The 25,846-nt window shown below is 72.0% G+C and carries 21 protein-coding genes and 1 tRNA gene; 10 read left to right on the forward strand and 12 right to left on the reverse strand.

Annotated elements, in window-relative coordinates:
* Nucleotides 1-98: 98 nt before the first annotated feature.
* The 8 genes from OG408_RS14875 to OG408_RS14910 all read left to right on the forward strand — a co-directional run bounded on the left by OG408_RS14875 (nucleotide 99) and on the right by OG408_RS14910 (nucleotide 6,637).
* Nucleotides 99-572 carry an Lrp/AsnC family transcriptional regulator gene (locus tag OG408_RS14875; protein ID WP_266779334.1) on the forward strand — a complete coding sequence of 158 codons (474 nt, stop codon included), beginning with the start codon at nucleotides 99-101 and terminating at the stop codon, nucleotides 570-572.
* A 15-nt stretch (nucleotides 573-587) separates the two neighbouring features.
* A complete protein-coding gene (locus OG408_RS14880) occupies nucleotides 588-1,235 on the forward strand; it encodes an ABC transporter permease (RefSeq protein WP_266779336.1) in 648 nt (215 codons plus the stop codon).
* Nucleotides 1,228-2,490 (forward strand): ABC transporter ATP-binding protein, encoded by a 1,263-nt coding sequence (locus OG408_RS14885; RefSeq protein WP_266779338.1) that lies wholly within the window; start codon nucleotides 1,228-1,230, stop codon nucleotides 2,488-2,490. The genes OG408_RS14880 and OG408_RS14885 overlap by 8 nt, the downstream gene beginning before the upstream one ends.
* Nucleotides 2,487-3,371 (forward strand): ABC transporter permease, encoded by an 885-nt coding sequence (locus tag OG408_RS14890; protein WP_266779340.1) that lies wholly within the window; start codon nucleotides 2,487-2,489, stop codon nucleotides 3,369-3,371. The genes OG408_RS14885 and OG408_RS14890 overlap by 4 nt, the downstream gene beginning before the upstream one ends.
* A complete protein-coding gene (locus OG408_RS14895; protein ID WP_266779342.1) occupies nucleotides 3,368-4,348 on the forward strand; it encodes a glycine betaine ABC transporter substrate-binding protein in 981 nt (326 codons plus the stop codon). The genes OG408_RS14890 and OG408_RS14895 overlap by 4 nt, the downstream gene beginning before the upstream one ends.
* A gap of 115 nt (nucleotides 4,349-4,463) precedes the next feature.
* A complete protein-coding gene (locus tag OG408_RS14900; protein ID WP_266779344.1) occupies nucleotides 4,464-5,072 on the forward strand; it encodes an ArsR/SmtB family transcription factor in 609 nt (202 codons plus the stop codon).
* A 14-nt stretch (nucleotides 5,073-5,086) separates the two neighbouring features.
* The gene (locus OG408_RS14905; protein ID WP_326670268.1) at nucleotides 5,087-5,287 is read left to right on the forward strand and encodes a hypothetical protein; all 201 of its coding nucleotides are present in this window, start codon (nucleotides 5,087-5,089) and stop codon (nucleotides 5,285-5,287) included.
* Nucleotides 5,288-5,290: 3 nt separating this feature from the next.
* Nucleotides 5,291-6,637: an MFS transporter gene (locus tag OG408_RS14910; protein WP_266779348.1), complete on the forward strand. Its 1,347-nt coding sequence runs from the start codon at nucleotides 5,291-5,293 to the stop codon at nucleotides 6,635-6,637.
* Here the strand turns inward: OG408_RS14910 and OG408_RS14915 are convergent.
* The 4 genes from OG408_RS14915 to OG408_RS14930 all read right to left on the reverse strand — a co-directional run bounded on the left by OG408_RS14915 (nucleotide 6,567) and on the right by OG408_RS14930 (nucleotide 12,576).
* Complete coding sequence (locus OG408_RS14915) at nucleotides 6,567-7,355, reverse strand: YlbL family protein (protein ID WP_266779350.1); 789 nt, start codon at nucleotides 7,353-7,355, stop codon at nucleotides 6,567-6,569. The genes OG408_RS14910 and OG408_RS14915 overlap by 71 nt on opposite strands.
* 491 nt (nucleotides 7,356-7,846) lie before the next feature.
* Nucleotides 7,847-8,488 carry an IclR family transcriptional regulator gene (locus OG408_RS14920; protein WP_266779352.1) on the reverse strand — a complete coding sequence of 214 codons (642 nt, stop codon included), beginning with the start codon at nucleotides 8,486-8,488 and terminating at the stop codon, nucleotides 7,847-7,849.
* A 336-nt stretch (nucleotides 8,489-8,824) separates the two neighbouring features.
* Complete coding sequence (locus OG408_RS14925) at nucleotides 8,825-10,837, reverse strand: hypothetical protein (protein WP_326670272.1); 2,013 nt, start codon at nucleotides 10,835-10,837, stop codon at nucleotides 8,825-8,827.
* A 116-nt stretch (nucleotides 10,838-10,953) separates the two neighbouring features.
* Nucleotides 10,954-12,576, reverse strand: coding sequence for a hypothetical protein (locus OG408_RS14930; RefSeq protein WP_266779356.1), 1,623 nt, complete (start codon nucleotides 12,574-12,576; stop codon nucleotides 10,954-10,956).
* A gap of 292 nt (nucleotides 12,577-12,868) precedes the next feature.
* Between OG408_RS14930 and OG408_RS14935 the strand changes: the two genes are divergently transcribed.
* Nucleotides 12,869-13,420: a hypothetical protein gene (locus tag OG408_RS14935; protein ID WP_266779358.1), complete on the forward strand. Its 552-nt coding sequence runs from the start codon at nucleotides 12,869-12,871 to the stop codon at nucleotides 13,418-13,420.
* An 86-nt stretch (nucleotides 13,421-13,506) separates the two neighbouring features.
* Here OG408_RS14935 and OG408_RS14940 read toward each other — a convergent pair whose 3' ends face one another.
* Entirely contained in the window at nucleotides 13,507-15,288 is a 1,782-nt protein-coding gene (locus tag OG408_RS14940; RefSeq protein WP_266779360.1) for a DEAD/DEAH box helicase, read from the reverse strand.
* Nucleotides 15,289-15,500: 212 nt separating this feature from the next.
* Nucleotides 15,501-16,958, reverse strand: a complete 1,458-nt coding sequence (locus tag OG408_RS14945) for an MFS transporter (protein ID WP_266779362.1) — start codon at nucleotides 16,956-16,958, stop codon at nucleotides 15,501-15,503.
* A 185-nt stretch (nucleotides 16,959-17,143) separates the two neighbouring features.
* Between OG408_RS14945 and OG408_RS14950 the strand changes: the two genes are divergently transcribed.
* Nucleotides 17,144-17,218, forward strand: a tRNA-Cys gene (locus tag OG408_RS14950).
* 60 nt (nucleotides 17,219-17,278) lie between these two features.
* Here OG408_RS14950 and OG408_RS14955 read toward each other — a convergent pair.
* The 6 genes from OG408_RS14955 to OG408_RS14980 all read right to left on the reverse strand — a co-directional run bounded on the left by OG408_RS14955 (nucleotide 17,279) and on the right by OG408_RS14980 (nucleotide 25,846).
* Nucleotides 17,279-19,624 (reverse strand): xanthine dehydrogenase family protein molybdopterin-binding subunit, encoded by a 2,346-nt coding sequence (locus OG408_RS14955; RefSeq protein WP_326670275.1) that lies wholly within the window; start codon nucleotides 19,622-19,624, stop codon nucleotides 17,279-17,281.
* Nucleotides 19,621-21,174: a 2Fe-2S iron-sulfur cluster-binding protein gene (locus OG408_RS14960; RefSeq protein WP_266779373.1), complete on the reverse strand. Its 1,554-nt coding sequence runs from the start codon at nucleotides 21,172-21,174 to the stop codon at nucleotides 19,621-19,623. Before OG408_RS14960 ends, OG408_RS14955 begins: the two co-directional genes overlap by 4 nt.
* Entirely contained in the window at nucleotides 21,171-22,067 is an 897-nt protein-coding gene (locus OG408_RS14965; protein WP_266779375.1) for an FAD binding domain-containing protein, read from the reverse strand. The genes OG408_RS14960 and OG408_RS14965 overlap by 4 nt, the downstream gene beginning before the upstream one ends.
* A 323-nt stretch (nucleotides 22,068-22,390) precedes the next feature.
* On the reverse strand, nucleotides 22,391-24,025 hold the full coding sequence (locus OG408_RS14970) for a beta-N-acetylhexosaminidase (protein WP_326670277.1): 1,635 nt from the start codon (nucleotides 24,023-24,025) through the stop codon (nucleotides 22,391-22,393).
* Nucleotides 24,026-24,029: 4 nt separating this feature from the next.
* On the reverse strand, nucleotides 24,030-24,878 hold the full coding sequence (locus OG408_RS14975) for a carbohydrate ABC transporter permease (RefSeq protein WP_266779379.1): 849 nt from the start codon (nucleotides 24,876-24,878) through the stop codon (nucleotides 24,030-24,032).
* The gene (locus tag OG408_RS14980; protein ID WP_326670279.1) at nucleotides 24,875-25,846 is read right to left on the reverse strand and encodes a carbohydrate ABC transporter permease; all 972 of its coding nucleotides are present in this window, start codon (nucleotides 25,844-25,846) and stop codon (nucleotides 24,875-24,877) included. Before OG408_RS14980 ends, OG408_RS14975 begins: the two co-directional genes overlap by 4 nt.

The following is a 25,846-nucleotide window of genomic DNA, read 5'->3' on the forward strand; positions in this document are numbered from 1 at the left end:
AGTTCGTGAAATCGCTGGGCACTTTGCACAGCGCTTCGCCATGATGGGCGGGCTATCTGTACATGGTGACCATCACAGTGACCCTCCGGAGGCCGGCCGTGGCGATCGATCATCTCGACGGGCGTCTCATCGTCCTGCTGGCGCGCGAGCCGCGGATCGGGGTCCTGGAGGCGTCGCGCCGGCTCGGCGTGGCGCGCGGGACGGTCCAGGCGCGCCTGGACCGTCTTCAGTCGAATGGCGTCATCCGCGGCTTCGGTCCGGACGTGGACCCGGCCGCCCTCGGCTATCCCGTCACCGCCTTCGCCACGCTGGAGATCAAGCAGGGCCAAGGCGCCGACGTGCGGGCCCACTTGGGCGGCGTACCGGAGGTGCTGGAGCTGCACACCACCACCGGGCACGGCGACATGCTGTGCCGGCTGGTGGCCCGTTCCAACGCCGATCTCCAGCGGGTGATCGACCGGGTTGTCGGATTTGATGGCATTGTCCGGGCCTCCACGGCCATCGTCATGGAGAACCCCGTACCCCTGCGCATCATCCCGCTCGTCGAACAGGCGGCGCAGGACACCGACTGAGCCGAGGAGTGACGTGTGAGCTTCTGGGAGTACCTGGGAAATCGTCACCAGCAGTTGCTCACCGACGCGTTCCAGCACGTGAGCGCCGTCTTCCAGTGCATGGTGATCGCGACCGTGCTGGGCGTCCTGATCGGGGTGGTCAGCTATCGCAGCGGCTGGGGGTCCTCGGTGGCGATCACCTCCACGGCGACCGTCCTGACCATCCCGTCGCTCGCCGCGATCGGTCTGCTGATCCCGCTGGTGGGGCTCGGGGTGGCGCCGACCGTGATCACCCTGACGCTGTACGGGCTGCTGCCCATCGTCCGCAACTCCATCGTCGGGCTGCGCGGGGTCGACCCGGCGCTCGTGGACGCGGCGAAGGGCATCGGGATGTCCCGGCTCGCCCGGCTCACCAAGGTGGAACTGCCGCTCGCCTGGCCGCCGATCCTCACCGGCATCCGGGTCTCCACCCAGATGCTCATGGGGATCGCCGCCATCGCCGCGTACGCCTCCGGGCCGGGTCTCGGCAACGAGATCTTCCGCGGCATCGCCTCGCTGGGCAGTGCCAACGCGATCAATTCGGTGCTCGCGGGCACGCTCGGCATCGTCATCCTCGCCCTGCTCTTCGACGCCGCGTACGTGCTGCTGGGGCGGCTCACCATCCCGAGGGGGATCCGTGTCTGAGACCGCCGCAGAGACCGGGCCGGAGCCGGTCGTCAACGCCACCTCCGGGGCGACCATCCAGCTGGAGAACCTGACCAAGCTCTATCCGGGCAATCCCAGCCCGGCCGTGGACAACGTCTCGATGGACATCAAGGCCGGCGAGACCGTGATCTTCGTCGGGCCGTCCGGCTGCGGGAAGTCGACCACCCTGAAGATGATCAACCGGCTGATCGAGCCGACCTCGGGCCGGATCAGGATCGACGACGAGGACGTCACGGACATCGACCCGGTGAAGCTGCGCCGGAAGATCGGTTACGCGATCCAGTCGTCCGGGCTCTTCCCGCACATGACGGTCGCCGAGAACATCGCCCTCGTACCGAAGATGGTGGGCTGGTCGAAGTCGAAGGTGAAGGACCGGGTCGAGGAGATGCTCGATCTGGTCGGCCTGGACCCGCGCGAGTTCCACGGCCGCTATCCGCGGGCGCTCTCCGGCGGTCAGCAGCAGCGCGTCGGCGTGGCACGGGCGCTGGCCGCCGATCCGCCCGTGCTGCTGATGGACGAGCCGTTCGGCGCGGTCGACCCGATCACCCGTGACCACCTCCAGGACGAGCTGATCCGGCTCCAGCACGAGCTCCACAAGACGATCGTCTTCGTCACCCACGACTTCGACGAGGCGATCAAGCTCGGCGACCGGATCGCCGTACTGCGGGAGCATTCGCACATCGCCCAGTTCGACACCCCGGAGGCCATCCTCACCAACCCGACGGACGACTTCGTCTCCGGTTTCGTCGGGGCGGGGGCTGCGCTGAAGCGGCTCAACCTCACCCGCGTACGGGACGTGGAGATCGCGGAGTTCCCGACGGTGACGGTCGACGACCCGCTCCAGTCCATCTTCAACAAGCTGCGCAGCGGCCCGCACAACGAGCTGCTGATGCTGGACCGCCGCAACCGCCCGTACAAGTGGCTGCGCCGCGGCGACCTGATGCGGGCCCGCGGTTCGCTGGCGCGGGCCGGGCAGCTGGTGCACGACACGGTGACCAGGGACGCGACGCTGCACGACGCGCTGGAGGCGGTGCTGACCGACAGCGGCGGCCGGGTCGCGGTGACCGGACGGCGGGGCGAGTTCATCGGCGTCGTCGACATGCACACGCTGATGAACTCGGTGCACGAACTCCTGGAGGCCGACCGGCTCACCGCCATCGAGCACCAGCACGAGCTGGAGGAGCTGCGCACCCATCAGACCGTCCAGGAGCTGGAGGGCGGTGCGGGCACATGAGCAACGACTCCCCGTCCGGCCCCCGCTCCTCCGGGCCGGTCCCCGCGTCCGACCGGGACCGCCCGCCGGGCGAACACGACGTCAAGGGCCACGCCTTCCGCGACGAGGAGGCGGAACCGTCGCCTTCGCCGGCCGGACCACCCCGCCGCATCACCTGGCGCAAGCTGGTGCTGGTGCCGGCGGCGCTCGCGGTGGTGCTGGTCATCACGTACGTGTGGATCACCAACGTCGACCTGGACTCGATCGCGGAGAACTCCCTGGCGGGCGACACGGTGCAGCTGCGGTGGTGGCAGCACGTCAGGCTGACCGCGATCTCGACGTTCTGGGTGCTGATCATCGCCATTCCGCTGGGCATCGCGCTGACCCGGCGCGGACTGAGCAAGGCGGCGCCGGTGGTCACGGCGATCGCCAACATCGGGCAGGCGACCCCGGCGATCGGTCTGCTGGCCCTGCTGGTGATCTGGCTGGGCATCGGCCCGTCGACGGCGATCACCGGCATGGTGATCTACGCGGTGCTGCCGGTGCTCTCCAACACGGTCGCCGGTCTGAAGGCGATCGAACCGACGCTGGTGGAGGCCTCGCGCGGCATCGGGATGTCGGCGATGGGCACGCTCCGGAAGGTCGAACTCCCGCTCGCCGTGCCGCTGATCCTGGCGGGTGTACGGACCGCGCTGGTGCTCAACGTGGGCACGGCGACGCTGGCCACGTTCGGCGGCGGTGGCGGTCTCGGCGACCTGATCACCTCGGGCATCCAGACCCAGCGCATGCCGGTGCTGGTGCTCGGTTCCGTGCTGACGGTGGTGCTGGCACTGCTGGTGGACTGGCTGGCCTCGCTCGTCGAGGTGGCGCTGACACCGCGCGGACTGGAGGTGGAGCGATGAGGAGGCGACGGGTGCGCGCGGGCCTGGCGGGGGCGGCCGCGCTGGCGCTGGTGCTGGCGGGGTGCGGGCTGAAGAGCGGTTCCCCGATGGTGGACGACGTGGAGCCGGGCTCGGTCGGGCAGGGGCAGCCGCTGGACGGCGCCTCGCTGACCGTCACCTCGAAGAACTTCAGCGAGAACATCATCCTGGGCCAGATGATCGGCCTGATCTTCAAGGCGGCCGGGGCGGAGGTCCTGGACCGGACGAACCTGCCCGGCTCGATCAGCGCCCGGGAGGCGATCGTCCAGGGCGACGCCGACGCGATGTACGAGTACACGGGCACCGGCTGGATCACCTATCTGGGCCACGCCAAGCCGATCACCGACCCGCTGAAGCAGTGGGAGGCGGTCCGCGCGGAGGACCGGGGGAACGGGGTGACCTGGCTGCCGCAGTCCACGCTGAACAACACCTACGCGCTCGCGATCAGCAAGAAGAACAACGCGAAGTACCACCTGAAGACGCTCTCCGACGTCGCCGCGCTGGCGAAGAAGAACCCTTCGGCGGTGACGATCTGCGTGGAGAACGAGTTCGCCTCCCGCAACGACGGACTGCCCGGCATGGAGAAGGCGTACGGGATGTCGCTGCCGGCCGCCAACATCAAGAAGATGGACGCGGGCATCGTCTACACCCAGGTGTCGAAGTCCAACTCCTGCCTGCTGGGCGAGGTGTTCACCACGGACGGCCGCATCAAGGCGATGGACCTCGACGTGCTGGCGGACAACAAGCACTTCTTCCCCAACTACAACGCGGCGCCCGTCATCCACACCGCGACCTTCGAGAAGTACCCGGTGATCGCGGCCCTGCTCGACCCGCTCAGCGCACGGCTGACCACGCAGGTCGCGCAGGAGCTGAACGCCAAGGTGGACGTCGAGGGCGAGGACCCGCACGAGGTGGCGAAGGACTGGCTGGTCGACGAGGGGTTCATCAAGGCAGGGTGACAGCCGGCCCTCCCGGGGCGGCCGGACAGCCGCCTCGGTAGGGCCGGACAGAGTTACAAAGAAGATGTTGCAAAGACCTGTTGCAAAGCTGTCTTTGCAACTCTATGGTTGAGGCATGCCAACCACAGAGCCCGACGACAGGGCCGCGAACGCCGCGGACCCGAAGGTCCTCAGCATCGACGCCCGCACCCTGCGCGGACTCGCCCACCCCCTGCGCATCAGGCTGCTCAACACCCTCCGGGAGTTCGGGCCCGCCACCGCCTCCGGTCTCGCCGAGCGGCTCGGCGAATCCAGCGGAGCCACCAGCTACCACCTGCGCCAGCTCGCCGCGTACGGCTTCGTCGAGGACGACCCGACGCGCGGCAAGGGACGCGAGCGCTGGTGGCGGGCCGTGCACGCCGGCGCCTCCTTCGGCCCCGAGTTCCTGTACGACCCCGACCCCGAGGTGCGCGGCGCGATGGGCCTCGTCCTCCACGAGGTCGCGTCGACGCACGCACAGGAGCTGAACACCTGGCTCGGCACGATGCACGAGTGGCCCCAGGAGTGGTACGAGGGCTCGGACCTCAGCGACTTCAAGGTGCGGCTCACCCCGGAGCTGGCCAGTGAACTCTCCGAGAAGGTGCACGAACTGATCAACAGTTACCGCGGCCGCGTCCCCGAGGACACCGAGGGATCCGCCGTCGTCCGCACCCATCTGCACGTCTTCCCGCGCCCCACCGACTGAAGGGCCACCACGCCATGCATCCCGACACGCACCTCGCCCTGCACCGCATACGCTCCGCCGAACTGCGCGCCCGGGCCGACAACTTCCGCCTCACCCACCGCCGAGCCCCGCGCGGGCAGCTGCGGACCAAGCTGGCCTGGACCCTGGTCGAGACGGGTCTGCGCCTCCTGCCGGAGCGGACCGTCGTGCCGTACCGCGCGCCCCGCACGGCGTAGCCCGTGGACGGGGGGAGGAACAGGTCCGACCGCAAACCGCTCGTCGCCGTCCTGGCGGCCAACTCCATATCCACCGCAGGTACTTCACTCACCCTGATCGGCGTGCCGTGGTTCGTCCTCGAAACCACCGGAAGCGCCGGACGGGCCGGAGTCGTCGCCTTCTGCGCGACGCTGCCGATCGTCGTCTCCGCCCTGATCGGCGGGCCCGTCATCGACCGGACCGGCCGCCGCCGGGTCTCCATCGCCTCCGACACCGTGTGCGGACTCGCCGTCGCCGCCGTGCCGTTGCTGTACTACGCCGACGCACTCTCCTTCTGGGTGCTGTGCGTCCTGATGGCGCTCAACGGACTCGTCCACACCCCGGGCAACACCGCGCGCTACGTCCTCGTGCCCGACCTGGCCGAGCACGCCGGCACCACGCTCGCCCGCGCCGCCAGCCTCTTCGACGCGGTCTCACGCGGGGCCCGGATGGTCGGGGCCGCGCTGGCCGGGGTACTGATCGCGCTGGTCGGCGCGGAGACGGTGCTGCTGCTGGACGCGGCGAGCTTCCTGACCTCGGCCGCGCTGATCGCGGCGGGGCTGCGGGGCATCCGCGCGGCGGAGCCGGTCAAGAACGCCGCACCGGTCTCCCTGCGCACCTACCGGCGCGAACTGGGCGAGGGGTACGCCTACTTGTTCGGCAACCGGCTGCTGCTCGGCGTCGTCCTGATGGTCCTGTTCATGAACGGCACCGACCAGGGCTGGATCGCCGTCCTGCTCCCGGTGCACGCCTCGGCCGAACTGGGCGGGGCACGCGATCTCGGCCTGCTCACCGCACTGTTCGGGGCGGGTGGCCTGACCGGGGCGCTGCTGTACGGGGCGGTGGGGCACCGCTTCTCGCGGTGGGCCGTGTTCACCGTGTGCGTGCTGCTGTGCGGGGCGCCGAGGTACCTGGTCGCCGCGCTGACCGGTACGACGCCGCCGCTCGCGGTGACGATGGTGCTGAGCGGGATCGCGGGAGGGGTCCTGAACCCGATCCTGACGACGGTGATCTACGGGAGCGTGCCCGACGCCCTGCGCAGCCGGGTCTCCGGGGCCATCACCGCGGGGTGCGAACTGGCCCTGCCGGTGGGCGGGCTGGCCGCCGGCCTGCTGGTGGAGAGCGCGGGGGCCACGGGGGCGCTGCTGGTGATGGGGGCGGTGTACCTGACCGCGACGCTGAGCCCGCTGGTCTTCCCGTCCTGGCGGACGATGGACGGCCTCCCGACCGGGGAGCCGGGTGACCGTACGGCGGACGGGGTCAGCAGCTCGGGATCTTCCCCCCGTGGTCCAGCGCCCTCAGCGAGGACACCGCGCCCTTCAGAGTCGTGACCGGGATCAGCCGGAGCCCCTTCGGCAGTTCGGACTCCGCCTCCTTGCACTCGGCCTTCGGCACCAGGAAGACGGTGGCGCCGTCGCGCCGGGCCGCCTGGGTCTTGAGCGAGACGCCGCCGACCGCGCCGACGTCCCCGTCCGCCTCGATGGTGCCCGTGCCGGCGATGCTGCGGCCGCCGGTGAGATCGCCGCCGGAGCCGTCGCCGTCGAGCTTGTCGACGATGCCGAGCGCGAAGAACAGGCCGGCGCTGGGGCCGCCCACGTCGGCGAGGTGCAGGGTCACGTCGACGGAGCCGGGCTTCCTGCCGAGGTAGTTCAGGGCGGCGTCGACCGCGGAGTCCTGGGACTCCGCCATGTCGTCGAGGTTGTGCTTCTCGATCTCCTTCTCGGAGCCGCCGGAGGGGTAGACGGAGTCACGGGGCATGACCGCCCGGTCCGTACGGAACCAGCTGTCGATCACATCGCCGATCCCGACATCGGCGGTGGGCCCGGTCGCCACGATCGTGGTCATCCTCAGCTCGCCCTTGGTGGGCCGGGTGGGGGTGCCCTCGATACTGATCACCGGGGTGCCGTGGTCGTCACCGAGCACGTTCGCCGTCGTGCCCGGCTGCGCCAGCGTGAACGGCAGCGGCGCGAAGGCCGCGACGCCGAACAGGGCGAGGACCGGGAGGGCGCACAGGGCGAGGGTGCGGGGGCGCGAGCGACGTGTGAACACCCACCCAATCTAACGGTCCGCACTCCGCCGCCGTTCGCCGGACGGGCCGGGTTCGCCTCTGTCCGGTGGGTGGGGGTGGGGGCCCTCCGGGGCGTCTCCTCAAAAACTGGCGTGGCGACCCGACACGTTGCGGGGGCCGGGTATTACGCCATTTTTCTGCGGGGACCCCCCTGCACGCCCCCACCCACTCTCGCGTGCGTCTGAACACCGGCGGTACGACTGCCGCAGACGCTCGGCGGCCGGGTCCGGGGCCGTGCAGGGGAGTCCCCGCAGGACGACGAACGGATACCGGGCTCCCGCCGCGTGGGACTGGAAACGTTCGTCGTCTGAGGAGACGCCCCGGAGGGGCACCGGACCCCCACCCACCGAACAGAGGCACCCCCAAGCAGCGGAGCACCCGCACAAACAAGCCCGTCCGGCGATTGAGGACGGAACCCCGCACCAAGGACGAGGGGCAACGCAAACGCGCCGCCGCCCGCCCAAGGGCCCCGCTAGCGAAGCGCGTCCGCGACCTCGCGTGCGGCGTCGACCACCCGCGGTCCCACCCGCTCCGGCACCGCGTCGGCGAGCATCACCACTCCGACGCTGCCCTCGACCCCGGTCACCCCCATCAGCGCGGCGGCGGCGCCGCTGGCGCCCGCCTCCAGCTCGCCGTGGGTGAGCGTGAACGCCGTCTCGCCCACCGGCTTCTGCCGGGCGGCGAGGATCGCCCGTCCCGCGGCACCCCGGTCCAGCGGGTGGCGGAAGCCGGCCCGGTAGGCGACGTGGTAGTCCGTCCAGGTCGGTTCGACGACCGCGACCGCCAGCGCGTCCGAGCCGTCGACCAGCGTGAGGTGGGCGGTCGCCCCGATGTCCTCGGCCAGGGAGCGCAGCGCGGGCAGCGCCGCCTCCCGGACGAGCGGGTGGACCTGGCGGCCCAGGCGCAGCACGCCCAGTCCCACTCGGGCGCGGCCGCCCAGGTCGCGGCGGATCAGGGTGTGCTGTTCCAGGGTGGCGAGCAGACGGTAGACCACCGTGCGATTGACACCGAGTTTGTTGGACAACTCGGTGACCGTCAGGCCGTGGTCGGTGTCGGCGAGCAGCTTGAGGACACGCAGTCCTCGGTCGAGCGTCTGGGAGGTCTCCGCGGTCACGACGCCCTCTCCTCTTTGGTGAGCGGCGGCGGCTGTTCTCACGGATTGTGCGTCACCGGTCCCAGCGGCGACGCACGGAGAGGCCGCCGGCCTGGCCAAGGCACCGGCTGCGCTCCGCGGCGGCGTTGCCACGGGGCGTTCACATTTTTGGGACAGTAGCGAGCCAGTCCGCTCAGCGGAAGACCTCGTCCAGAATCCGGGCGCTTGTGGAAAAGCGGTTGTGCCGCCGGAGCATAAGTGCCGGTCAGCGGGGCGCCGGCCGAACGGCGCGGATCTACGCGCGTCCATGTCGGCCGACTCCCCCGCGACGCTCCGTACACCGGACGTGAACCGGCGTTAACTCACTGTGAACAATTGCTGGACAGTTTTTCCGTTCACGAGTACTTCGCAGGCCCTGATCGCCTTCGTGGCCGGGTCCCGGACGGTGAAGTTGAGGGCGAAGGTGCCGTCGAGTCCGACGATCCGGGTGACGTAGGAGTCGGAGGTCTGCTTCCCGTCGGCGGTGCGTCCGGTGACGGCGACCGTGGCGACGGGTGCGAAGCCCCGGCCGGTCACCTGGACGACCGTGCCGGGCGGACCTTCGGGCGGGGAGAGCGCGAAGGAGGCTCCGGACGGGACGGTCCCGTCCTGGACGGTGAAGGCGGCCGTCTCGGTGCGCGGGTTGATGAGGACCTCGCGGACCCGGAGGGCGACGGTGTCGGCGGCGTTGACGGTGAAGGTCTGCGAGAACGCCCCGTCGAGGCCGACGACCTTGGTGCGTACCGGGTCGGAGGTCTGCGATCCGTTCGCCCGCAGCCCGACGATCGACACGGTCGCGACCTTCGCGAAGCCCTGGCCGAGGACGGTGACCGCGGTGCCTCTCGGTCCGGCCGCCGGGGTGAGGACGACGAAGGTCGGGGAGACCGTCAGCTGGGTGAGGGCCTGTGCGCCGCCCGCCGTGACCTGGAGGGCGTAGACGCCGCGGGGGGTGGATGCCGCGGCGGTGACCGTACCCGCGAGGGTGCCGTCGGCGGTGACGCGCAGGGTGGAGCCGCTGATCCGGGCGGCGTCGCAGCCGGTGCCGTCGGTCGCGCACAGGGCGGCGGCCGGGGTGGCACCGGAGGGCCAGCCGTCACCCGAGACGCTGATCGTCCCGCCGGGTTTGACCTTGGCGGCGCCCGCGGAGAGCGTCGCGGTCGCCTCGGTCACGGTGAACGGCGCGGTCAGTACGGTCGCCGGGTCGTTGCCCTCGTCGACCTGGACCGCCGCGATCGCCGGGTCGGAGACGGTGAAGTCCACGGAGAAGGTGCCGTCGGGGCCGCTCTTCACATAGACGGCCGTGTCGTCGAGGGTCGCGCCGCTCGCGTCGAGGCCGATGGTGTTGATCCACCGGTCCTGGAGGTAGTCGCTGCCGGTGACGGTGATGACGCTGCCGACCGGCCCGCTGCTGCGGGACAGCGCGATGGCGCGTGGCCCGTCGGGCACGAAGGCCTTGACGGTCAGGGGCGCGGTGGCCTCCTTCGTACCGTCGCCGACCTTCACGAGGTACGAGCCGTCCGGCACCGCGCCCGCCGCCGCGAGCACGGCGCTGCCGGTCAGCTGACCGGAGCCGTTGATGGCGAGGGTGCCGCCGGCGAACTTCGCGGCGTCGCAGCCGCCGCCGTCCGCGGCGCAGAGCTGCGGTACGGGGGTGGCTCCGGCGGTCCAGCGGCTGCCCGACAGGGTGACGGCGGTGGAGGGCCGGACCGGGGCGGTGGGGGCGATGAGCGTGGCCGGCTGCCCGGCGCTGCCCTCCGCCGTCACGGTGCCGATGGAACCACCGCCGGCGGTGACGACGCACGCGGTCTCGTAGGTGGAGCCGAGCACCTTGGTGCGGGTGAGGTTGCGCAGCGGGGTGAAGCTGATCGGTCCGCTCGCGCCGGCGGGCAGCAGGAAGTCCCCTTCGTACGGCGGGATCTCGATCGGCTGTCCGGACGGGATGTCGAGCGGGATCTCGGGTCCGGTGACGGTGACCGTGCCGGTGGCTCCGCCGGACATCGCGAGGTCGAGGCTCGGGGTGGTGGGCACGTCGTTGAGGCTGAGGCCGCTGGTGGCCGGGGAGGGGCCGAGCGTCACCTTGGCGTGGACCCTGCCGCCGGGGTCGACGGTGTCGGGCGTCAGCTCCACGCCGAACTGCTGCGGTCCGTCCGCCTGGCCCTGTCCGGCGGGCAGGGTGCAGTGGACGGTCGGGGTGACGGTGCCGGCGTGGGCGAGGGGGGCGAGGGCGACGGTGCCCCCGGTCCAGACGAGTACGGCTCCGGCGCCGAGTGCGACGGCCCGGCGTAATGCCGGGCGGCCCGGTCCGCCGGTGGGTCTGCGGTGCGCGAACATACGGCTCCTCCAAAGGAAAGGAAATGCGGGTGATCCGAATGCGGAATGGACGACGCCCGCCTGTTCCATTGCCGTACGGAACAGGCGGGCGTCAGCGGGGATTTCCCCTGATCCCTTTACAGCAGGGTCAGGGTCAGGGTGGCGCTGTAATCTCCGGGCCTGGTGAATTCGGGAACGGTGAGGGCGAGACCCGCCTCGGCGTCGAACTTCCCGCCGGTGAACGGACGCGATCCGTCCGGATTCATCCGGCAGAGGCTCGCCGCCTCGCTCCCGAGCACGGTGGGCGATCCGGCGACCGGCGCCCCCACGCTCCCGTCCTGTGCCGTGCAGGCCGGCGCCCACCGCACCGCACCGGCCGGGATGGTGCCCCCGTCGGCGCTCGTGAAGCCGGTGAGGGTGGCGGTCAGGGACCAGCCGCTGTTGACGCCGCGGGCGTCCTGCACCTCCACCCGGTTGAGGTGGGCCCGCTGCACACCGCTGTCCGCGCCCAGGACCGTCGTACCGAAGTCGACGGTGTCCCCGTCCTGGGTCATGGTCAGCGTCCCGGCCCTGACCCGCGTGGTCAGCTGCTGCTCGGCCGTGGCACCGTCCCCGCCGCCGGTGGTGACGGTGAAGGGCGCGGTGCGTACGGTCGCCGGGTCGTTGCCCTCGTCGGCCTGGACGGCGGCGACGGCGTCGGAGATGACGGTGAACTCGACGGCGAAGGTGCCGTCCGCGCCGCTCTTCACGTAGACCGCGCTGTCGTCGAGCCCGGTGCCGGAGGCGTCGAGGCCGATGACGTTGATCCAGCGGTCCGGGTTGTAGTTCCGGCCGCTGACGGTGATCACGCTGCCGACCGGGCCGCTGTCGGACGACAGCGTGATCTCGCGGTTGCCGGCCGCGACGGCCTCGACGGTGAGGGGGGCGGTGGCCTCCTTGGTGCCGTCGTTGACCTTGACCTCGTAGTCGCCGTCGGGCACCGCTCCGGCCTCGCCGAGGGTGGCGGTGCCGGTGAGCGTGCCGGCGGAGTCGGTCCGCAGGGTGTGGGCGGTGAACTTCAGCGGATCGCAGCCACCGCCGCCGACCGCGCAGAGCGACGGCACGGGGGACGCGTCCGGGGTCCAGCCCGATCCGCCCAGTTGCACCTCGGTGTGCGGGCGCACCGGGCCGGCGGGGGCGGTCAGCACGGCGGGTTCGGACCCGGTGCCCTCCGCGGTGACGGTGCCGACCGGGCCGCCGCCGTCGACGACGTCGCAGGGCGTCTCGAAGACCGATCCGAACACCTTGGTCTGGGTGAGCGTACGGATCGGGGCGAGCGAGATCTCGCCCGAGGCGTCCGCGGGGACCAGGAAGTCGCCTTCGTACGCGGGGATCTCGATGGCCGCCCCGGCGGGGATGTCCATGGTGAACTCGGCGCCCCGCACGGTGACGGTGCCGGTGGCCCCGCCGGACATCGCGAGGTCGAGGCTCGGGATGGTCGGCACGTCGTCGAGGGCGATGGCGCTGGTGGCCGGGGACGGGCCCAGCGTCACCTTCGCGTGCACCTTGCCGCCCGGTTCGACGACGGCGGGCGACAGCTCCACGGTCATCTGCTGCGGCCCGGTCGCCTCGCCCTGGCCCGCGGGCAGGAGGCAGTGGACGGTCGGGGTCACCGTCCCGGCCGCGTCCGCGGCCGCGCGGGCGGGGGAAGCGGACGGTGCGGCCGTGGCCCCGACGCAGCCCAGTGACAGCACGAAGCAGGCCGCGAGCAGACCGGTCACACCGGGTCTTCGTCGTCGGATCACCTGACACCCTTTCATGGACCATTGATTGCGCACATTGAGGAGGTCACGTGCAGAGAAGTCAAGAGAGACCCAATTGATCCTTTCGGAAATGCCCGAAAAGCATTTCTCCAGGCGTTTCCTGCACACCTGTTGACTTCTTTGAAGATCACCGTTTCACTGCACCCGACATGCCGGGCCCGGCACGCAGATCCGTACGTACAGCAAATGCACGGAGTGCAGCGAGTCGTCGAATCTGCGGAATTCGAACCGGAAGGAGTTCCACCCCGTCATGTCGATCTCTTCAGGCACATCGCCGGACCGAAGACGCTTACCGCTGGTCCTGGCGGCGGCGTGTTCGGCCGGCGCCCTGCTCGCCCTGTCGTCCCCGACGGCCTCGGCGGTGACCCCGCTCATCGCGACGGCCAGTTACAACTGCGGCTCGTGGGGCAGCGGCACCGCCACCCTGACCGCCGCCGACAACGGCACGACCAAGTCCATCAAGATCACGTCGTCGGACATCAGGATGCCGGCCGGCACGAGCGCCGACCCGAACAGCATCACGACGACGCTCAAGCTCACCAAGACCGTGGGCGGAGTCACCAGTCAGGTCCAGTTCTCCGCCACGGCCAACCCGGGCATGAGCGGCGGGAACCCGATCACCCTGGGCCCCCTGAAGCTCACCTCCGGCACGCTCGCGGCCGGCAACAGCACGAATTCCGTGGTGCTGGCCACTCCCCCGAGCTCCACCAACTGGTCACTGCAGATCGTGGCCTCGTCCCCGACGTCCGCCACCGTGCCGTGCGTGGCGACGTCCGTCCAGTCCGCGTCGCACGTCTGGTGACGGCCCGGGCATGACGCCGGCCCGGGGCGGAACCAGCTGTCCGAACGCCCCGGGCCGGTGCCCGCGTCCTCGTGCTCCCGCGGGACTCACGTCATGCGGGTGGCCCACTCCTGGACCTTCTTGATCCGCTGCTCGATCTGCCCGGCGGTGGCCTCCGCGCTCGGCGGACCGCCGCACACCCGGCGCAGTTCGGTGTGGATGACGCCGTGCGGCTTGCCGCTCTGGTGCGTGTAGGCCGACACCATGGTGTTCAGCTGCTTGCGCAGGCTCAGCAGCTGCTTGTGCGTGACCACCGGCCGGTCCTCGGCGGGCTTCTCCAGCAGGTCCGCCTCCGAGGCCGGCTTCTGCCGGCTGTGCGCGATCTGCCGGGTCTGCCGCTTCTGGAGCAGCAGCTGCACCTGGTCGGGTTCGAGCAGCCCCGGGATGCCGAGGTAGTCCTGCTCCTCCTCGCTGCCCGGGTGCGCCTGCATGCCGAACTCGGCGCCGTCGTACAGCACCCGGTCGAAGACGGCGTCGGACTCCAGCGCCTCGAAGGGCAGCTGCTCCTCGGTCTCCTCGTCCTCCAGCTTCTCGGCGTCGGCCAGGAGCTTGTCCTCCTCGGAGAACGGGTTCTCCTCGTCGCTGCCCTTCTTGGGCTTGTCGAGGACGTGGTCCCGTTCGACCTCCATCTCGTTGGCGAAGTCGAGGAGCATCGGGATCGTCGGCACGAAGACCGAAGCGGTCTCGCCGCGCCTGCGGGAGCGCACGAAGCGGCCGACGGCCTGGGCGAAGAAGAGCGGCGTCGAGATGGTGGTGGCGTACACGCCGACGGCCAGCCGCGGCACGTCGACGCCCTCCGACACCATGCGGACGGCGACCATCCAGCGCGAGCCGTCCTCGGTGAACGCGTCGATCTTCTTCGACGCGGCCTTCTCGTCGGAGAGGACGACGGTGGGCTTCTCGCCGGTCACCTTCTTGAGGATCTTGGCGTACTCGCGCGCCGACTCCTGGTCGGTGGCGATGACGAGCCCGCCCGCGTCCGGGATGCCCTTGCGGACCTCGGTGAGCCGCTTGTCGGCGGCGCTCAGCACGTTGGGGATCCAGTCGCCGGTGGGCGCGAGCGCGGTGCGCCAGGCCTGCCCGATGGCGTCCTTGGTCATCGGCTCGCCGAGCCGGGCGGCGATCTCGTCCCCTGCCTTGGTGCGCCAGCGCATGTTGCCGCTGTAGCTGAGGAAGATGACCGGGCGCACGACGCCGTCGGCGAGCGCGTTGCCGTACCCGTAGGTGTAGTCGGCGGACGACCGCCGGATTCCGTCGTTGCCCTCCTCGTACGCGACGAAGGGGATCGGGTTGGTGTCGGAGCGGAACGGCGTGCCGGTGAGCGCGAGCCGGCGGGTCGCCGGGTCGAACGCCTCCTGGCAGGCCTCGCCCCAGGACTTGGAGTCACCGGCGTGGTGGATCTCGTCGAGGATCACCAGGGTCTTGCGCTGCTCGCACCGGTTGCGGTGCAGCATGGGGCGGACTCCGACGCCCGCGTACGTGACGGCGACCCCGTGGTACTCCTTGCTCACGGGGCCCGCGCTGTAGTCGGGATCGAGCTTGATCCCTATCCGGGCGGCCGCCTCCGCCCACTGCTTCTTCAGGTGCTCGGTGGGCGCGACGACGGTGATCTGCTGCACGACGTGGTGGTGGAGCAGCCATGAGGCGAGGGTCAGCGCGAAGGTGGTCTTCCCGGCGCCGGGGGTCGCGACCGCGAGGAAGTCGCGCGGCTGCTCCTGGACGTACCTCTCGAGGGCGCCCTGCTGCCAGGCTCGCAGCTTGCCGGCCGTACCCCAGGGGGCGCGGCCGGGAAAGGCGGGTGAGAGGTGGTGGGAGGCGGTAGTAGTCACGGTCTCCGGTTCGGGTCTCTCGGGTACGTGTGGTGCTGTCCGCACGGACCGGGACGGGCCCGCACGCGATACGACAACCGGGCCACCTTACCGGGGGGCGGGGCGCGATCCGCCTCGGACTGCGCCGCCCCGAAGGTAATTGCGACGGCTCTCACACCTCGTCCACGACGTCGCGAAGGTGCGGGTTCATGCCCGTACGGGAACGGTGTCGCTCATCGCTCCCGCACCCGCGTGGCCACCCACGCCCCCACCAGCGCCACCCCCGCCATCGGCAGGAACACCACCGCGAACGCCCCCGGGTGCGAGCCGGACGCGCCCGCCTCCAGCGCCTCGTGCACCACGCCCACCGCTCCCCCGCCGAGCGCCGCGAACGCCGCGCCGCCCGCCGCGAGCAGAAGGACGTTCGAGAGGCCGTCGGAGATCTGCAGGGCCGCGGAGTTCGCCCCGGCCTCCGCCGGCGCGGACAGCTTCAGCAGCAGCACGCTGGTCGATGCGATCACCATGCCCATGCCGAAGCAGCCGAGGGCCCAGGCGACGGCGACCGTCCAGACCGGCACCCCGTCGATCAGCACGGCGGGCGCGGCCGCGATCGCCGCGGCGACCAGCACCATGCCGCCGGCCATCAGCCGCTCGCGGTGCGGTTCCAGGCGGGGCCGGGACTGTACGTACGAGCCCAGGGCCCAGGTCCCGCCGCCGGCGGCCAGCGAGAGACCGGCCATCGTCGGGGACATGCCGCGCTGGGTGACCAGCATCAGCGGGACGAACGACTCGGCGGCGACGAACGATCCGGCCGCCACCCCGCGCAGCAGCACCACCGCGGGCAGCCCGCGGGCGGCGCGGGCGGTGCCCGGGGGCAGCAGGCCGCGGATCGCGGGGACGAGCAGCGCCACACCGGCGGCGGCCGGCAGCAGGGAGAACCAGTTCCGCTCCTGCCCGGCGTACTGGAGCAGTCCGGCGCCCAGCGAGATGCCCAGCGCGAGCGCGATGCGCCGGCGGTCGTACGGCTCGACGGGAGCCGTCGGGTCGGCCGGTCCCGAGGCCGTCCGCCGGATCGCGGGCAGCGCGAGGACCAGCGGGAAGACCACCAGGACCGGAATCCCGACGAAGACCCAGCGCCAGCCCAGGTGCTCGGTCACGCTCCCGGAGGCCAGCGGCCCCACGACGGACGGAATCACCCAGCTCGCGGCGAACGCGGCCAGGATCGCCGGGCGCAGGTGCTCCGGGTAGGCCCGGCTGATCACCACGTACAGCGCGACGATCACCAGCCCGCCGCCGAGCCCCTGCACGGCCCGGCCCGCGATGAACATCCACATGGTGCCCGCGGTCCCGGACAGCAGCAGCCCCGCCCCGAAGGCGGTGATCCCGGTGGCGAGCGGCGCGAGTGGGCCGCGCCGGTCGGCCCACTGGCCGGACAGCACCATGGCGAACAGGCTGGTGGTGAAGTACGCCGAGAAGGCGAACGCGTACAGCGGGATGCCGTGCAGCTCACGGGCGGCGACCGGCATCGCGGTCCCCACGGCGGTCGCCTCGAAGGCGATCAGGAACACGACGGAGACGATGCCGATGCTGAGCGCCCGGTAGGTCCGTCCCAGAACGCCTGTCCCGCGAGGGAGGTCGATGTCTTCGATGCGGGGCGAGACGTCGGCGTCACGCGGTTCCAGGACGGTCATGAGCCCAAGAGTAAGGGGCAAAAACCGGGATGAACCCTGTCGAGAGTCGCTCCTGCTCTCGTCCCTTGGTCGTAGGACCGGCCCGGCGATCGTGAACGCGGTGTGGCAGTCGCGTTGCACGGCGGCCCGCGCCCTTGAACACCCGGCCGCCGCGGCCATACGGTCGAGTCATCGCAGCAACGCACGACCGTGTGCCCGAGAGGCTCAGGGGCTCGACTGCAACTCGAGTTACACCGGTTCGAATCCGGTCACGGTCTCCACGCACCACCGCCCGCCCCTCGCTCGGAGGGGCGGGCGGTGTCGTTCCGGGGGCGGGCCGCTCAGCCCTTGGCGACGGCGACGGCCGCCTGGGGCCTGATCGGGAGCCGGTTGACCGGGCGGCCGGTGGCCGAGCGGACCGCCGCGGCCACGGCGGCCGGAGAGGTCACCACCGGGATCGCGGAGGCGGGCTTGGCGCCGAAGGGGGCCACCACATCGCGTTCCTCGACGAGCTTGACGATCCGGATGTCCGGGGCGTCCAGCGCCGTCGGCAGGGCGTAGCCCGTCAGATCGGGGTGCCGGATCAGACCGCGGGCGGTGCGGAGGTTCTCGGTCAGGGCGGCCCCGATGCCCTGGGTGATGCCCGCCTCGATCCGGGTCGCCAGCTGGGACGGGTTGAGGACCCGGCCGACGTCCTGGGCGATCGCCATCTCGACGACGCGGACGGAGCCGAGCTCGATGTCCACGTCCACCACCGCGCGGATCGCGCAGAACGCGAGGCCGACGAAGGCGTCGCCCTGGCCGGACTCGTCGAGCGGCTCGGTGGGGTGCGGGCGGCACTGGGCGGTGGCCCAGAGTTCCTTGCCGTCCATCGCCTCGGTGACGGTCGTGGAGAGCACCCCGTCGTAACTGGTGATCTTGCCGTCGGCGATCTGGAGCAGTTCGGTGGACATGCCGAACTTGTGGGCCAGCGGCTGGAGCAGCTGGGTGCGGACCATCTTCGCGGCGCGTTCGACCGCTCCGGCGGAGACCCAGGTGTGGCGGCCGTGCGTGGCGGGACCGGCGGGGGGCTGGTCGGTGTCGACGGAGGCCACGTGGACCTCCTCGATGCCCAGGGTCTCCTGGACGACCTGGCGGGCCAGCGTCGAGAAGCCCTGGCCGGTCTCGACGGCGGCGCAGATGACGGTGGCGACGCCGTCGTGGACGCGGACGGTGGCCGTGGAGACCTCGTCGGTGCCCTCGGCTCCGAGCATGTGGACCATGCCGAGTGCGTAGCCGACCCCGCGCCGCACCGCTCCGGGCTCGCCAGCGCCCTCGGGGCCGCCCGGGAGCAGCCAGTCGTCCTCCGGGGAGTCCTTGGGCAGCGAGGGCAGCGGGAAGTCGCGTACCGACCGCAGGAGTTCGGCGACGGGTGCCGGGCAGGTCACGGTCTGGCCGGTGGGCAGGATGTCGCCGGTGGACAGGGCGTTGCGCAGCCGCAGTTCGGCCGGCTCGATCCCGAGCTTGGCGGCCAGCTTGTCCATCTGGCCCTCGTAGGCGGCGCAGACCTGCATCGCGCCCTCGCCCCGGACGTGGCCGGACGGCGGGTTGTTCGTACGGACCGCCCAGCCCTCGATGAAGGCGTGCGGGACGACGTACGGACCGCAGGCGAACGCGACGGCGGCGGCCAGCGACTCCGACGAGGAGTCGGCGTACGCGCCGGAGTCCAGCAGGATCTGGGCCTCGACCTTCACCAGACGGCCCTCGGCGTCCGCGTGGTGGCGGTAGCGCAGCAGCGTCGGGTGGCGGTGGGCGTGGCCGAGGAAGGACTCCTCGCGGGTGGCGGCCAGCTTCACCGGGCAGCCGGTGCGCAGGGCGAGCAGGCCGAGCGGGAGCTGGAAGCCGGGGTCCTCGCGGTCGCCGGTCGCGCCGGGCACCCCGGTGACGACGACCTTCACCCGGTCGGGTTCGAGGCCGAAGCAGGCGGCGGCGAGGTCGCGGTCGGTGTGCGGGTCGGTGGACGCGGTGTAGATCTCCACGCCGCCGTCGGGGCGGGGCACGGCGAGGCCGGCCTCGGCGCCGATCGGGGCCGGGTCCTGACGGCCGATGCGGTACAGCCCCTCGACGACCACGTCACCGGTGATATCCGGGTCGCCGTAGCGCAGCGGGATGTGGCGGATCAGATTGCCGTCGGGGTGCAGCGGCTCGGCGGCGAAGGCCTTCTCCGGGTCGGTGACCGGTTCCAGCACCTCGTACTCGACGGCGATCGCGGCGGCGGCCAGCCGGGCGGTGTCCGGGTGGTCGGCGGCGACCGCGGCGATCGGCTCGCCGTGGTGGCGGACCAGGTCGGAGGCGAAGACGGGGCGGTCGACGACGCGGCGCCCGTAGGAGCCCTCGCCGGGCACGTCCTCGTGGGTGACGACCGCGCGGACGCCGGGCATCCCGACGGCGGCCGAGGTGTCGATGGACAGGATGCGGGCGTGCGGGTGCGGGGAGCGGAGCACGGCCGCCCAGAGCAGTCCCTCGGCCCACAGGTCGGCGGCGTACGGGAAGGTGCCCTCGGTCTTGGCGCGTGCGTCGGCCGGCGGCAGGGAGGAGCCGAGGCCGAGCAGCGGCTGCTCGGTGTCGGGGCCGCCGGGGCCGTCCAGCGACGGGATGCTGATCGCCGTGTGGGTCGCGCCCGCCGCGGTGGCTGCGTCGTTGCTCACGCCATGCCTCCGTCCTGCAGATGGGCCTGCACACTACCCGCGCCCGGCGCCGCCTGGTGCGGGATGCGGGCCTCGTCGGGGTCCGCGGATTCCTGCGCCGCATCGGCGGCGGCCTCGCGGCCCGCGATGACCTCGTTCACGGCGTCGAGCACGCCGCGGTAGCCGGAACAGCGGCAGAGGTTGCCGCAGAGCGCCTGGCGGGTCTCCAGTTCGCTGGGGGCGTGATTGCCCTCCAGCAGGTCGTGGACCGTCATGGCCATGCCGGGGATGCAGAAGCCGCACTGGACGGCGCCGCACTCGGCCAGGGCCCGCTGGACGTCGGACGGCTCCCCGTCGACGGCCAGGCCCTCGACCGTACGGACCTCGCTGCCCGCCGCCGTGGCCGCGGGGACCAGGCAGGAGGCGACGAGACGGCCGTCCACCTGGACGTTGCAGGCACCGCATTCGCCCTGCGAGCAGCCGTCCTTGGCACCGGCCAGGCCGAGCCGCTCGCGCAGCACGTAGAGCAGGGACTCGCCGATCCAGGCGTCGGTGACGGGCCGGTCGGCGCCGTTCACGTGCAGCACGTAGGAGGCGGCGGGGTGCTCGCTGGGCAGGTCGAGGGGGGCTGCGGGCGCCTCGTCCGGCGCCGCGGCGTCCATGGCCACGTCGTCCGCCACCGCGTCGTCCGGCGCCGGGGCGTCGTCCGTGTCCGGGGCGGGCTGCTCCGGCGCGGACTGCTGTGCGTCCTCGGGGGCGGCGTCCGGTGACGCCTCGTCCGACAGGACGTGGTGCTCCGGGTCCTCCGCCTCGGCCACCTCGGCGGCTGCGTCGTCGGCAGCCGGGTCCGGGCCGGGCTCCCGCGCGTCGGCGGGCGCGTGGTCGGGCATGCCGCCCAGGTCGGTCCCGAGCGCCGGGGTGTCGCCGGCCGCGGGCTCCTGCGTCGCCCACGGTGCGGGCGCGCCGCCCGGCAGCGTGGCCGGCGGGGTGCGGTCCGCGTACCAGCCGGCGGCCAGCGCGGAGGCCGAGAACTCCCCGGACTCCTCCGGGAGCTCGCCGTCGGCGACCGGGATCGTCCACTGGCCGGTGTGGCCGGGCGCCTCGGCGGGGCCGCCGGACTCCGCGAAGTTCCACTGGCCGGTGGCGGCCGAGGTCCCGCGGTACTGGCCGGGGTACTCCTGCGACGGCTGCGGTTCGGGCTGCGGGTATCCGTACGGCGTCTGCTGCTGGTTGGGGTCCGGCCAGTGCACCGGCGCGGGCGCGGGCTCCGTGCCGGGGCCCTGCTGGTCCCGCTGCTCCGCGGGCTCGTGCTGTTCGGGCCGGCCCTGCTCGTCCTGCTGGTTCTGCGCCTGGACGACCCAGCTGCCGGTGGCCGCCGGGTCGAGGCCGGCCGCGGGGGTCAGCGGCAGGATCATCGGCGGCACGTAGCCCTGGCCGGGCGCGGCCAGCGGCACGTTCGCCAGGTCCTCGGGCGGCAGGTGGACGAAGGCGGTCGCCTCGGCGTCGTACTCGCCGCCCTGCGGGGTCGGCTCCCAGCCCCCGTGCTGATCGGCGTGGTCCTCGTTGCTCACGACAGTGCCCTCCCCAGCGCGCGTCGGGCCAGTGCGGCGACGGTGCGCCGCAGGTGCAGTACGGCGGGGGGCAGCGGTGGCGCCTCTCCCCCGTCGGCGGGCGGTGCCTGGTCCGGGATGCAGGCCGCGGCGACGTACTCGCCGAAGGCGGCCAGCGCGTCGGGGGCCAGGCCCCGTTCGCCGTCCCAGTCGATCAGCGAGGCGATCCAGCGTTCGGCCTCCAGCGGCCGCAGCGGCATCGGCGCGATGGCGCCGACCGCGCAGCGCACTCCGCGCCGGGCCGGGTCGAGCACGATCGCGACGGAGGCGGTGGCCCGGCCGGGGCCGGTGCGTCCGGTCGCCTTGAGGAAGACCTGCGGGGCGTGCAGCAGCGGGACGCGGACGAAGCCGATCAGCTCGGCGGGCTCCAGCATCTCGCGGCCGGCCAGCAGGTGCGAGACCGGGATCTCGCGGCGTGCGCCGCCGGGGCCCGCGATGACGAGTTCGGCCTCCAGCGCGGCGAGGACCGGCAGGGCGTCGCCGGTCGGTGCGGCGGTGGCGATGTTGCCGCCGAGCGTGCCCGCGTTGCGGATCTGCGGCGGGCCCGCCGCGCGCGCGGACGCGGCGAGTGCGGGGATGAGGGCGGCGAAGTCGGGCCGCCCCATGCGTGCGTGGGTGAGGCCGGCGCCCAGCAGGGCGTGGCCGTCCTGGTAGTGCCAGCCGCGGAGCTCGCTGATCCGGCCGAGGCCGACCAGCCCGGAGGGGCGCAGGAGCCCCTTGTTGACGGCCGCCATCAGATCCGTGCCGCCTGCCACGGGTACGGCGGCGGGCATGGCGCCGAGTGCCGCCACGGCCTCGTCCAGCGAGGCGGGCAGCGTGACGGACTGCGTCGCCTGCGGTGCGTGCATGGTCAACCCAGCTGCCCCTTCCCGGTGTCCCGGCTGTCCCGCCTGTTTCGCCGTACGGTACGTGCTCGAAGCCCGGACGTGGCAACTCTGGCACATCTTCGGACCGGCCCGACGCGAGGGTCCGCGAAGGGAGTATCCGTACCCGGTCAGGGGGATGCTCCCGTTTCGCCCCTCTTCGGCCCGGAGTGCCGATTGCCGCCCTTCGGGGTGGTTGTGCGACTTGTTCCGTTCCGGCGGGTGGCGGCTCCGGGGCGGATTCCCGCGCCGGGAACGGCGCCGCCACCACGGTCCCGGGGACGGTGGTGGCGGCAACCGGAAGGTGTCCGGACTCACACGTTCGGGGGTGCTCCCTCGATCGGGCGGCCGAGGACTCCGGGGCGCCGCTGCCACGGCAACGGGCCGCCCGGCGGCCGGTAGTCGACGCCGAGCGCGTCAAGTCGCCCGTAGTGGGTGGCCATTCGGCCCTCGAACTCCGCGAAGTCCCGGTCCGCCGGGGCCGGCAGCGCCGACCAGGCGACCTCGGCGAAGGCCGCCAGGCGGGGGAAGACCTGGTAGTCGACGCGGGAGCGGTTCTGCATGACCTCGGTCCACACGTTGGCCTGGGCGCCGAGTACGTGCCGGGCCGCCTCCTCGTCGAGGGCCGGCGGCACGGGTTCGAAGCGGTAGACGTCCTCCAGGGTGCGGACGTATCCGATGGGCATCGGCTCGTCGGGGCCGCCGTGCTGACGGTGGTCCAGATACACCTGCTGCTCCGGGCACATCACGACGTCGTGCCCGGCCTCGGCGGCCGCGATGCCGCCCGCGTAGCCGCGCCACGAGGAGACCGCGGCGCCGTCGGCGAGACCGCCCTCCAGGATCTCGTCCCAGCCGATGAGGCGACGGCCGCGCGCGGTGAGCCAGTTGTCGAAGTGGCGGATGAACCAGGACTGGAGCTCGTCCTCGCCGGCCAGGCCGAGCTCCTTGATGCGGGCCTGCGCGGCCGGCGACTGCTTCCACTGGTCCTTGGGGCACTCGTCGCCGCCGATGTGGACGAACGGCGAGGTGGCGGCGGGGAAGAGCTCCAGGATCTCCTCGAAGACGCCCTCGAAGAAGCGCAGGGTGTGGTCGGTGGGGGCGAGCACGTTGGGGTTGACGCCCCAGGTGTCCCAGACGGTCAGGGCGGCGGTGTCGACGACGTCGGTGTTGCCCAGCTCCGGGTAGGCGCTGATGGCGGCCTGCGAGTGGCCCGGGATGTCGATCTCGGGGACGACCCGGATGTGCCGCTCGGCGGCGTACGCGACGATCTCGCGGATGTCGTCCTGGGTGTAGTAGCCGCCGTGCGGGGTCTCGTCCCAGAGCTCGGACGCCCGGTGGCCGTACTTGGTGCGCGAGCGCCAGGCACCGACCTCGGTCAGCCGCGGGTAGCGCTTGATCTCGACGCGCCAGCCCTGGTCGTCGGTGAGGTGGAAGTGGAAGACGTTCAGCTTGTGGGCGGCGAGGAGGTCGAGGTAGCGCAGGACGTCGGCCTTCGGCAGGAAGTGCCGGGAGACGTCGAGCATCATGCCGCGCCAGCCGAAGCGGGGGCGGTCCTCGATGTCGGTGAACCCGAGCGCGGCCGGGGCGGCCCCGCCGGCCGGTGCCCGGCGGAACGCCTGCGGCCCCAGCAGCTGACGCAACGTCTGGGCGCCCCAGAAGACCCCGGCGGGGCTGCCGCCGGTGATCACGACGCTGTTGCCGGGCAACGTGGTCAGCCGGTACTCCTCCGGCTCCAGGGCCGGGTCGGTCAGCAGCCGGACGGACTGCTCGGCACCCTCGGCGCCCGGCGCGAGCGGCAGGCCGAAGGCCGCGCCGAGCGTGGTGCGCAGCCAGCGCTCGGTGCTCTCGGTGCCGGGAGCGGCCGTGACGGTGGTGGACGCGTCCAGCGCGAATCCGTACCGGCCCTGGTCGCCGGCGCGCACGGGGGCCGGGATCAGATCCATGTTCATGACGTCAGTCCTTAACCGCTCCGCCCAGTCCCGAGACCAGGCGTCGCTGTACGAGTACGAAGAAGACCAGCACGGGGACGGTCATCACCGTCGAGGCTGCCATGATCCCGCCCCAGTCGTTCTCATCGGGTTTGAAGAAGACCAGCAGCGCCATCGGGAGCGTCGACTGGGAGGTGTCGCTGATCAGGAAGGACTTCGCGAACAGGAAGTCGTTCCAGGTCGAGATGAACGAGAAGACGCTGGTCGCCACGAGGCCCGGGAAGACCAGCGGGAAGAGGATCTGCCACAGGAAGCGGGCCCGGCTCGCCCCGTCGATGTACGCGGCCTCCTCCAGGGCGTCCGGAACGGCCCTGACGAAGCCGCGCAGCATCCAGATCGCGAACGGCAGCGAGAACGCGAGGTGCGGCAGGATCAGCGAACCGAGCGTGTTCAGCTGGCCGAAGTCCCGCATCAGGAAGAACAGCGGGATCGTCAGCGCCTCGACCGGCACCATCTGCGCGACCAGGAACATGATCAGCAGCGTGGTGCGGAAGCGGAATCTGAACCGGGTCACCGCCGTCGCCGCCAGGAAGGCGATCAGCGCGGAGACGATCACGACCGTCCCGGCGACGATCAGGCTGTTGAGGAAGTAGCGCCCGAAGTCCTGCTGCTGGAAGACCCGGCGGAAGGAGTCCAGGGACGGCGACAGGGTCCACGGCCGCGGGTGCGCGGACTGGATCTCGCCCGCCGGTTTGACGGCGGAGAGCACCATCCAGTAGAGCGGGAAGGCGACGGCGGCGGCGATCAGCAGCGCCGCGGCCTCGGCGGCGAGCCGGCCGGGCCGGCGGACGCGCAACAGGGACGGCAGGCTCACAGTTCCTCCCCCTGGCGCCGCACGAGGCGCAGATAGACGAGCGTGACGGCCAGCAGGATCACCAGCATCACGACGCCGATGGCCGAGCCGAGGCTGTACTGCGAGGACGCGAACGCCTTCTGGTAGGCGTACACGTTGAGCACCAGGTTCTGGCCGGCGATGCCGCCGCCGTTGGTCATGACGTAGATCTGGGTGAAGACCTTGAAGTCCCAGATCACCGACTGGATGGTGACGACGACCAGGATCGGGCGCAGCATCGGCGCCATGACCGACCGCCAGATCCGCCACTGCGAGGCGCCGTCCAGCGCGGCCGCCTCCAGCACCTCGGTGGGGATGGCGCGGATGCCGGCGTACACCGTGACCATCACGAACGGGAACGAGCACCACAGGACTTCGAGGAGCACCAGGGCGAAGGCGCTGTAGCGCCCGTACGTCCAGGAGAAGTCACCGAGCCCCAGGACCCGGTTGACCGGTCCGAGGTCGGCGTCGAAGAGGAAGACCCAGACGGTCGAACCGGTGATCGCGGGGGTCGCCCAGGCGCCGAGCGCGGCCATCATCAGCGCGAGCCGCGGCACGGCCCGCACCCGGGTCAGCAGGACGGCCAGCGCGCAGCCGGTGAACAGGGTGGCCAGCACACAGGCCGCCGCGAAGACGACGGTGGCCAGCAGCACCTGCCAGAACTGGCTGTCGCCGAAGAGCGTGGCGTAGTTGCCGAAGCCCTGGAAGGTGGCGGGTTCACCGCCGCTGACCTGGGCCTGGGTGTACTCCAGGAAGGAGATCAGGCCCAGTTGGTAGATCGGGTAGACGAGCAGCCCGCCGAGCAGGACGAGGGCGGGCAGCAGATAGAGCCAGGGGGTCCAGCCGGGCCGCCCGGCCGGTGAGGCCGCGCGGCGGCGGGGCGGGCGGAGAGGGGGGCCGTCCGTCCCGGGTGCGGGGGGCGCTTTGTACGCCGTGCTGTTCGCCGTCAT

This window comes from Streptomyces sp. NBC_01257, assembly GCF_035917255.1.
Classification (GTDB): domain Bacteria; phylum Actinomycetota; class Actinomycetes; order Streptomycetales; family Streptomycetaceae; genus Streptomyces.

Excerpts from the sequence above, each read along its gene's own strand:
- OG408_RS14945 (WP_266779362.1), bottom strand. The coding sequence starts at position 16,958 with ATGACCGTCCTGGAACCGCGTGACGCCGACGTCTCGCCCCGCATCGAA.
- OG408_RS14925 (WP_326670272.1), bottom strand. The coding sequence starts at position 10,837 with ATGTTCGCGCACCGCAGACCCACCGGCGGACCGGGCCGCCCGGCATTA.
- OG408_RS14905 (WP_326670268.1), top strand. The coding sequence starts at position 5,087 with ATGCATCCCGACACGCACCTCGCCCTGCACCGCATACGCTCCGCCGAA.
- OG408_RS14970 (WP_326670277.1), bottom strand. The coding sequence starts at position 24,025 with ATGAACATGGATCTGATCCCGGCCCCCGTGCGCGCCGGCGACCAGGGC.
- OG408_RS14890 (WP_266779340.1), top strand. The coding sequence starts at position 2,487 with ATGAGCAACGACTCCCCGTCCGGCCCCCGCTCCTCCGGGCCGGTCCCC.
- OG408_RS14980 (WP_326670279.1), bottom strand. The coding sequence starts at position 25,846 with ATGACGGCGAACAGCACGGCGTACAAAGCGCCCCCCGCACCCGGGACG.
- OG408_RS14935 (WP_266779358.1), top strand. The coding sequence starts at position 12,869 with ATGTCGATCTCTTCAGGCACATCGCCGGACCGAAGACGCTTACCGCTG.
- OG408_RS14895 (WP_266779342.1), top strand. The coding sequence starts at position 3,368 with ATGAGGAGGCGACGGGTGCGCGCGGGCCTGGCGGGGGCGGCCGCGCTG.
- OG408_RS14900 (WP_266779344.1), top strand. The coding sequence starts at position 4,464 with ATGCCAACCACAGAGCCCGACGACAGGGCCGCGAACGCCGCGGACCCG.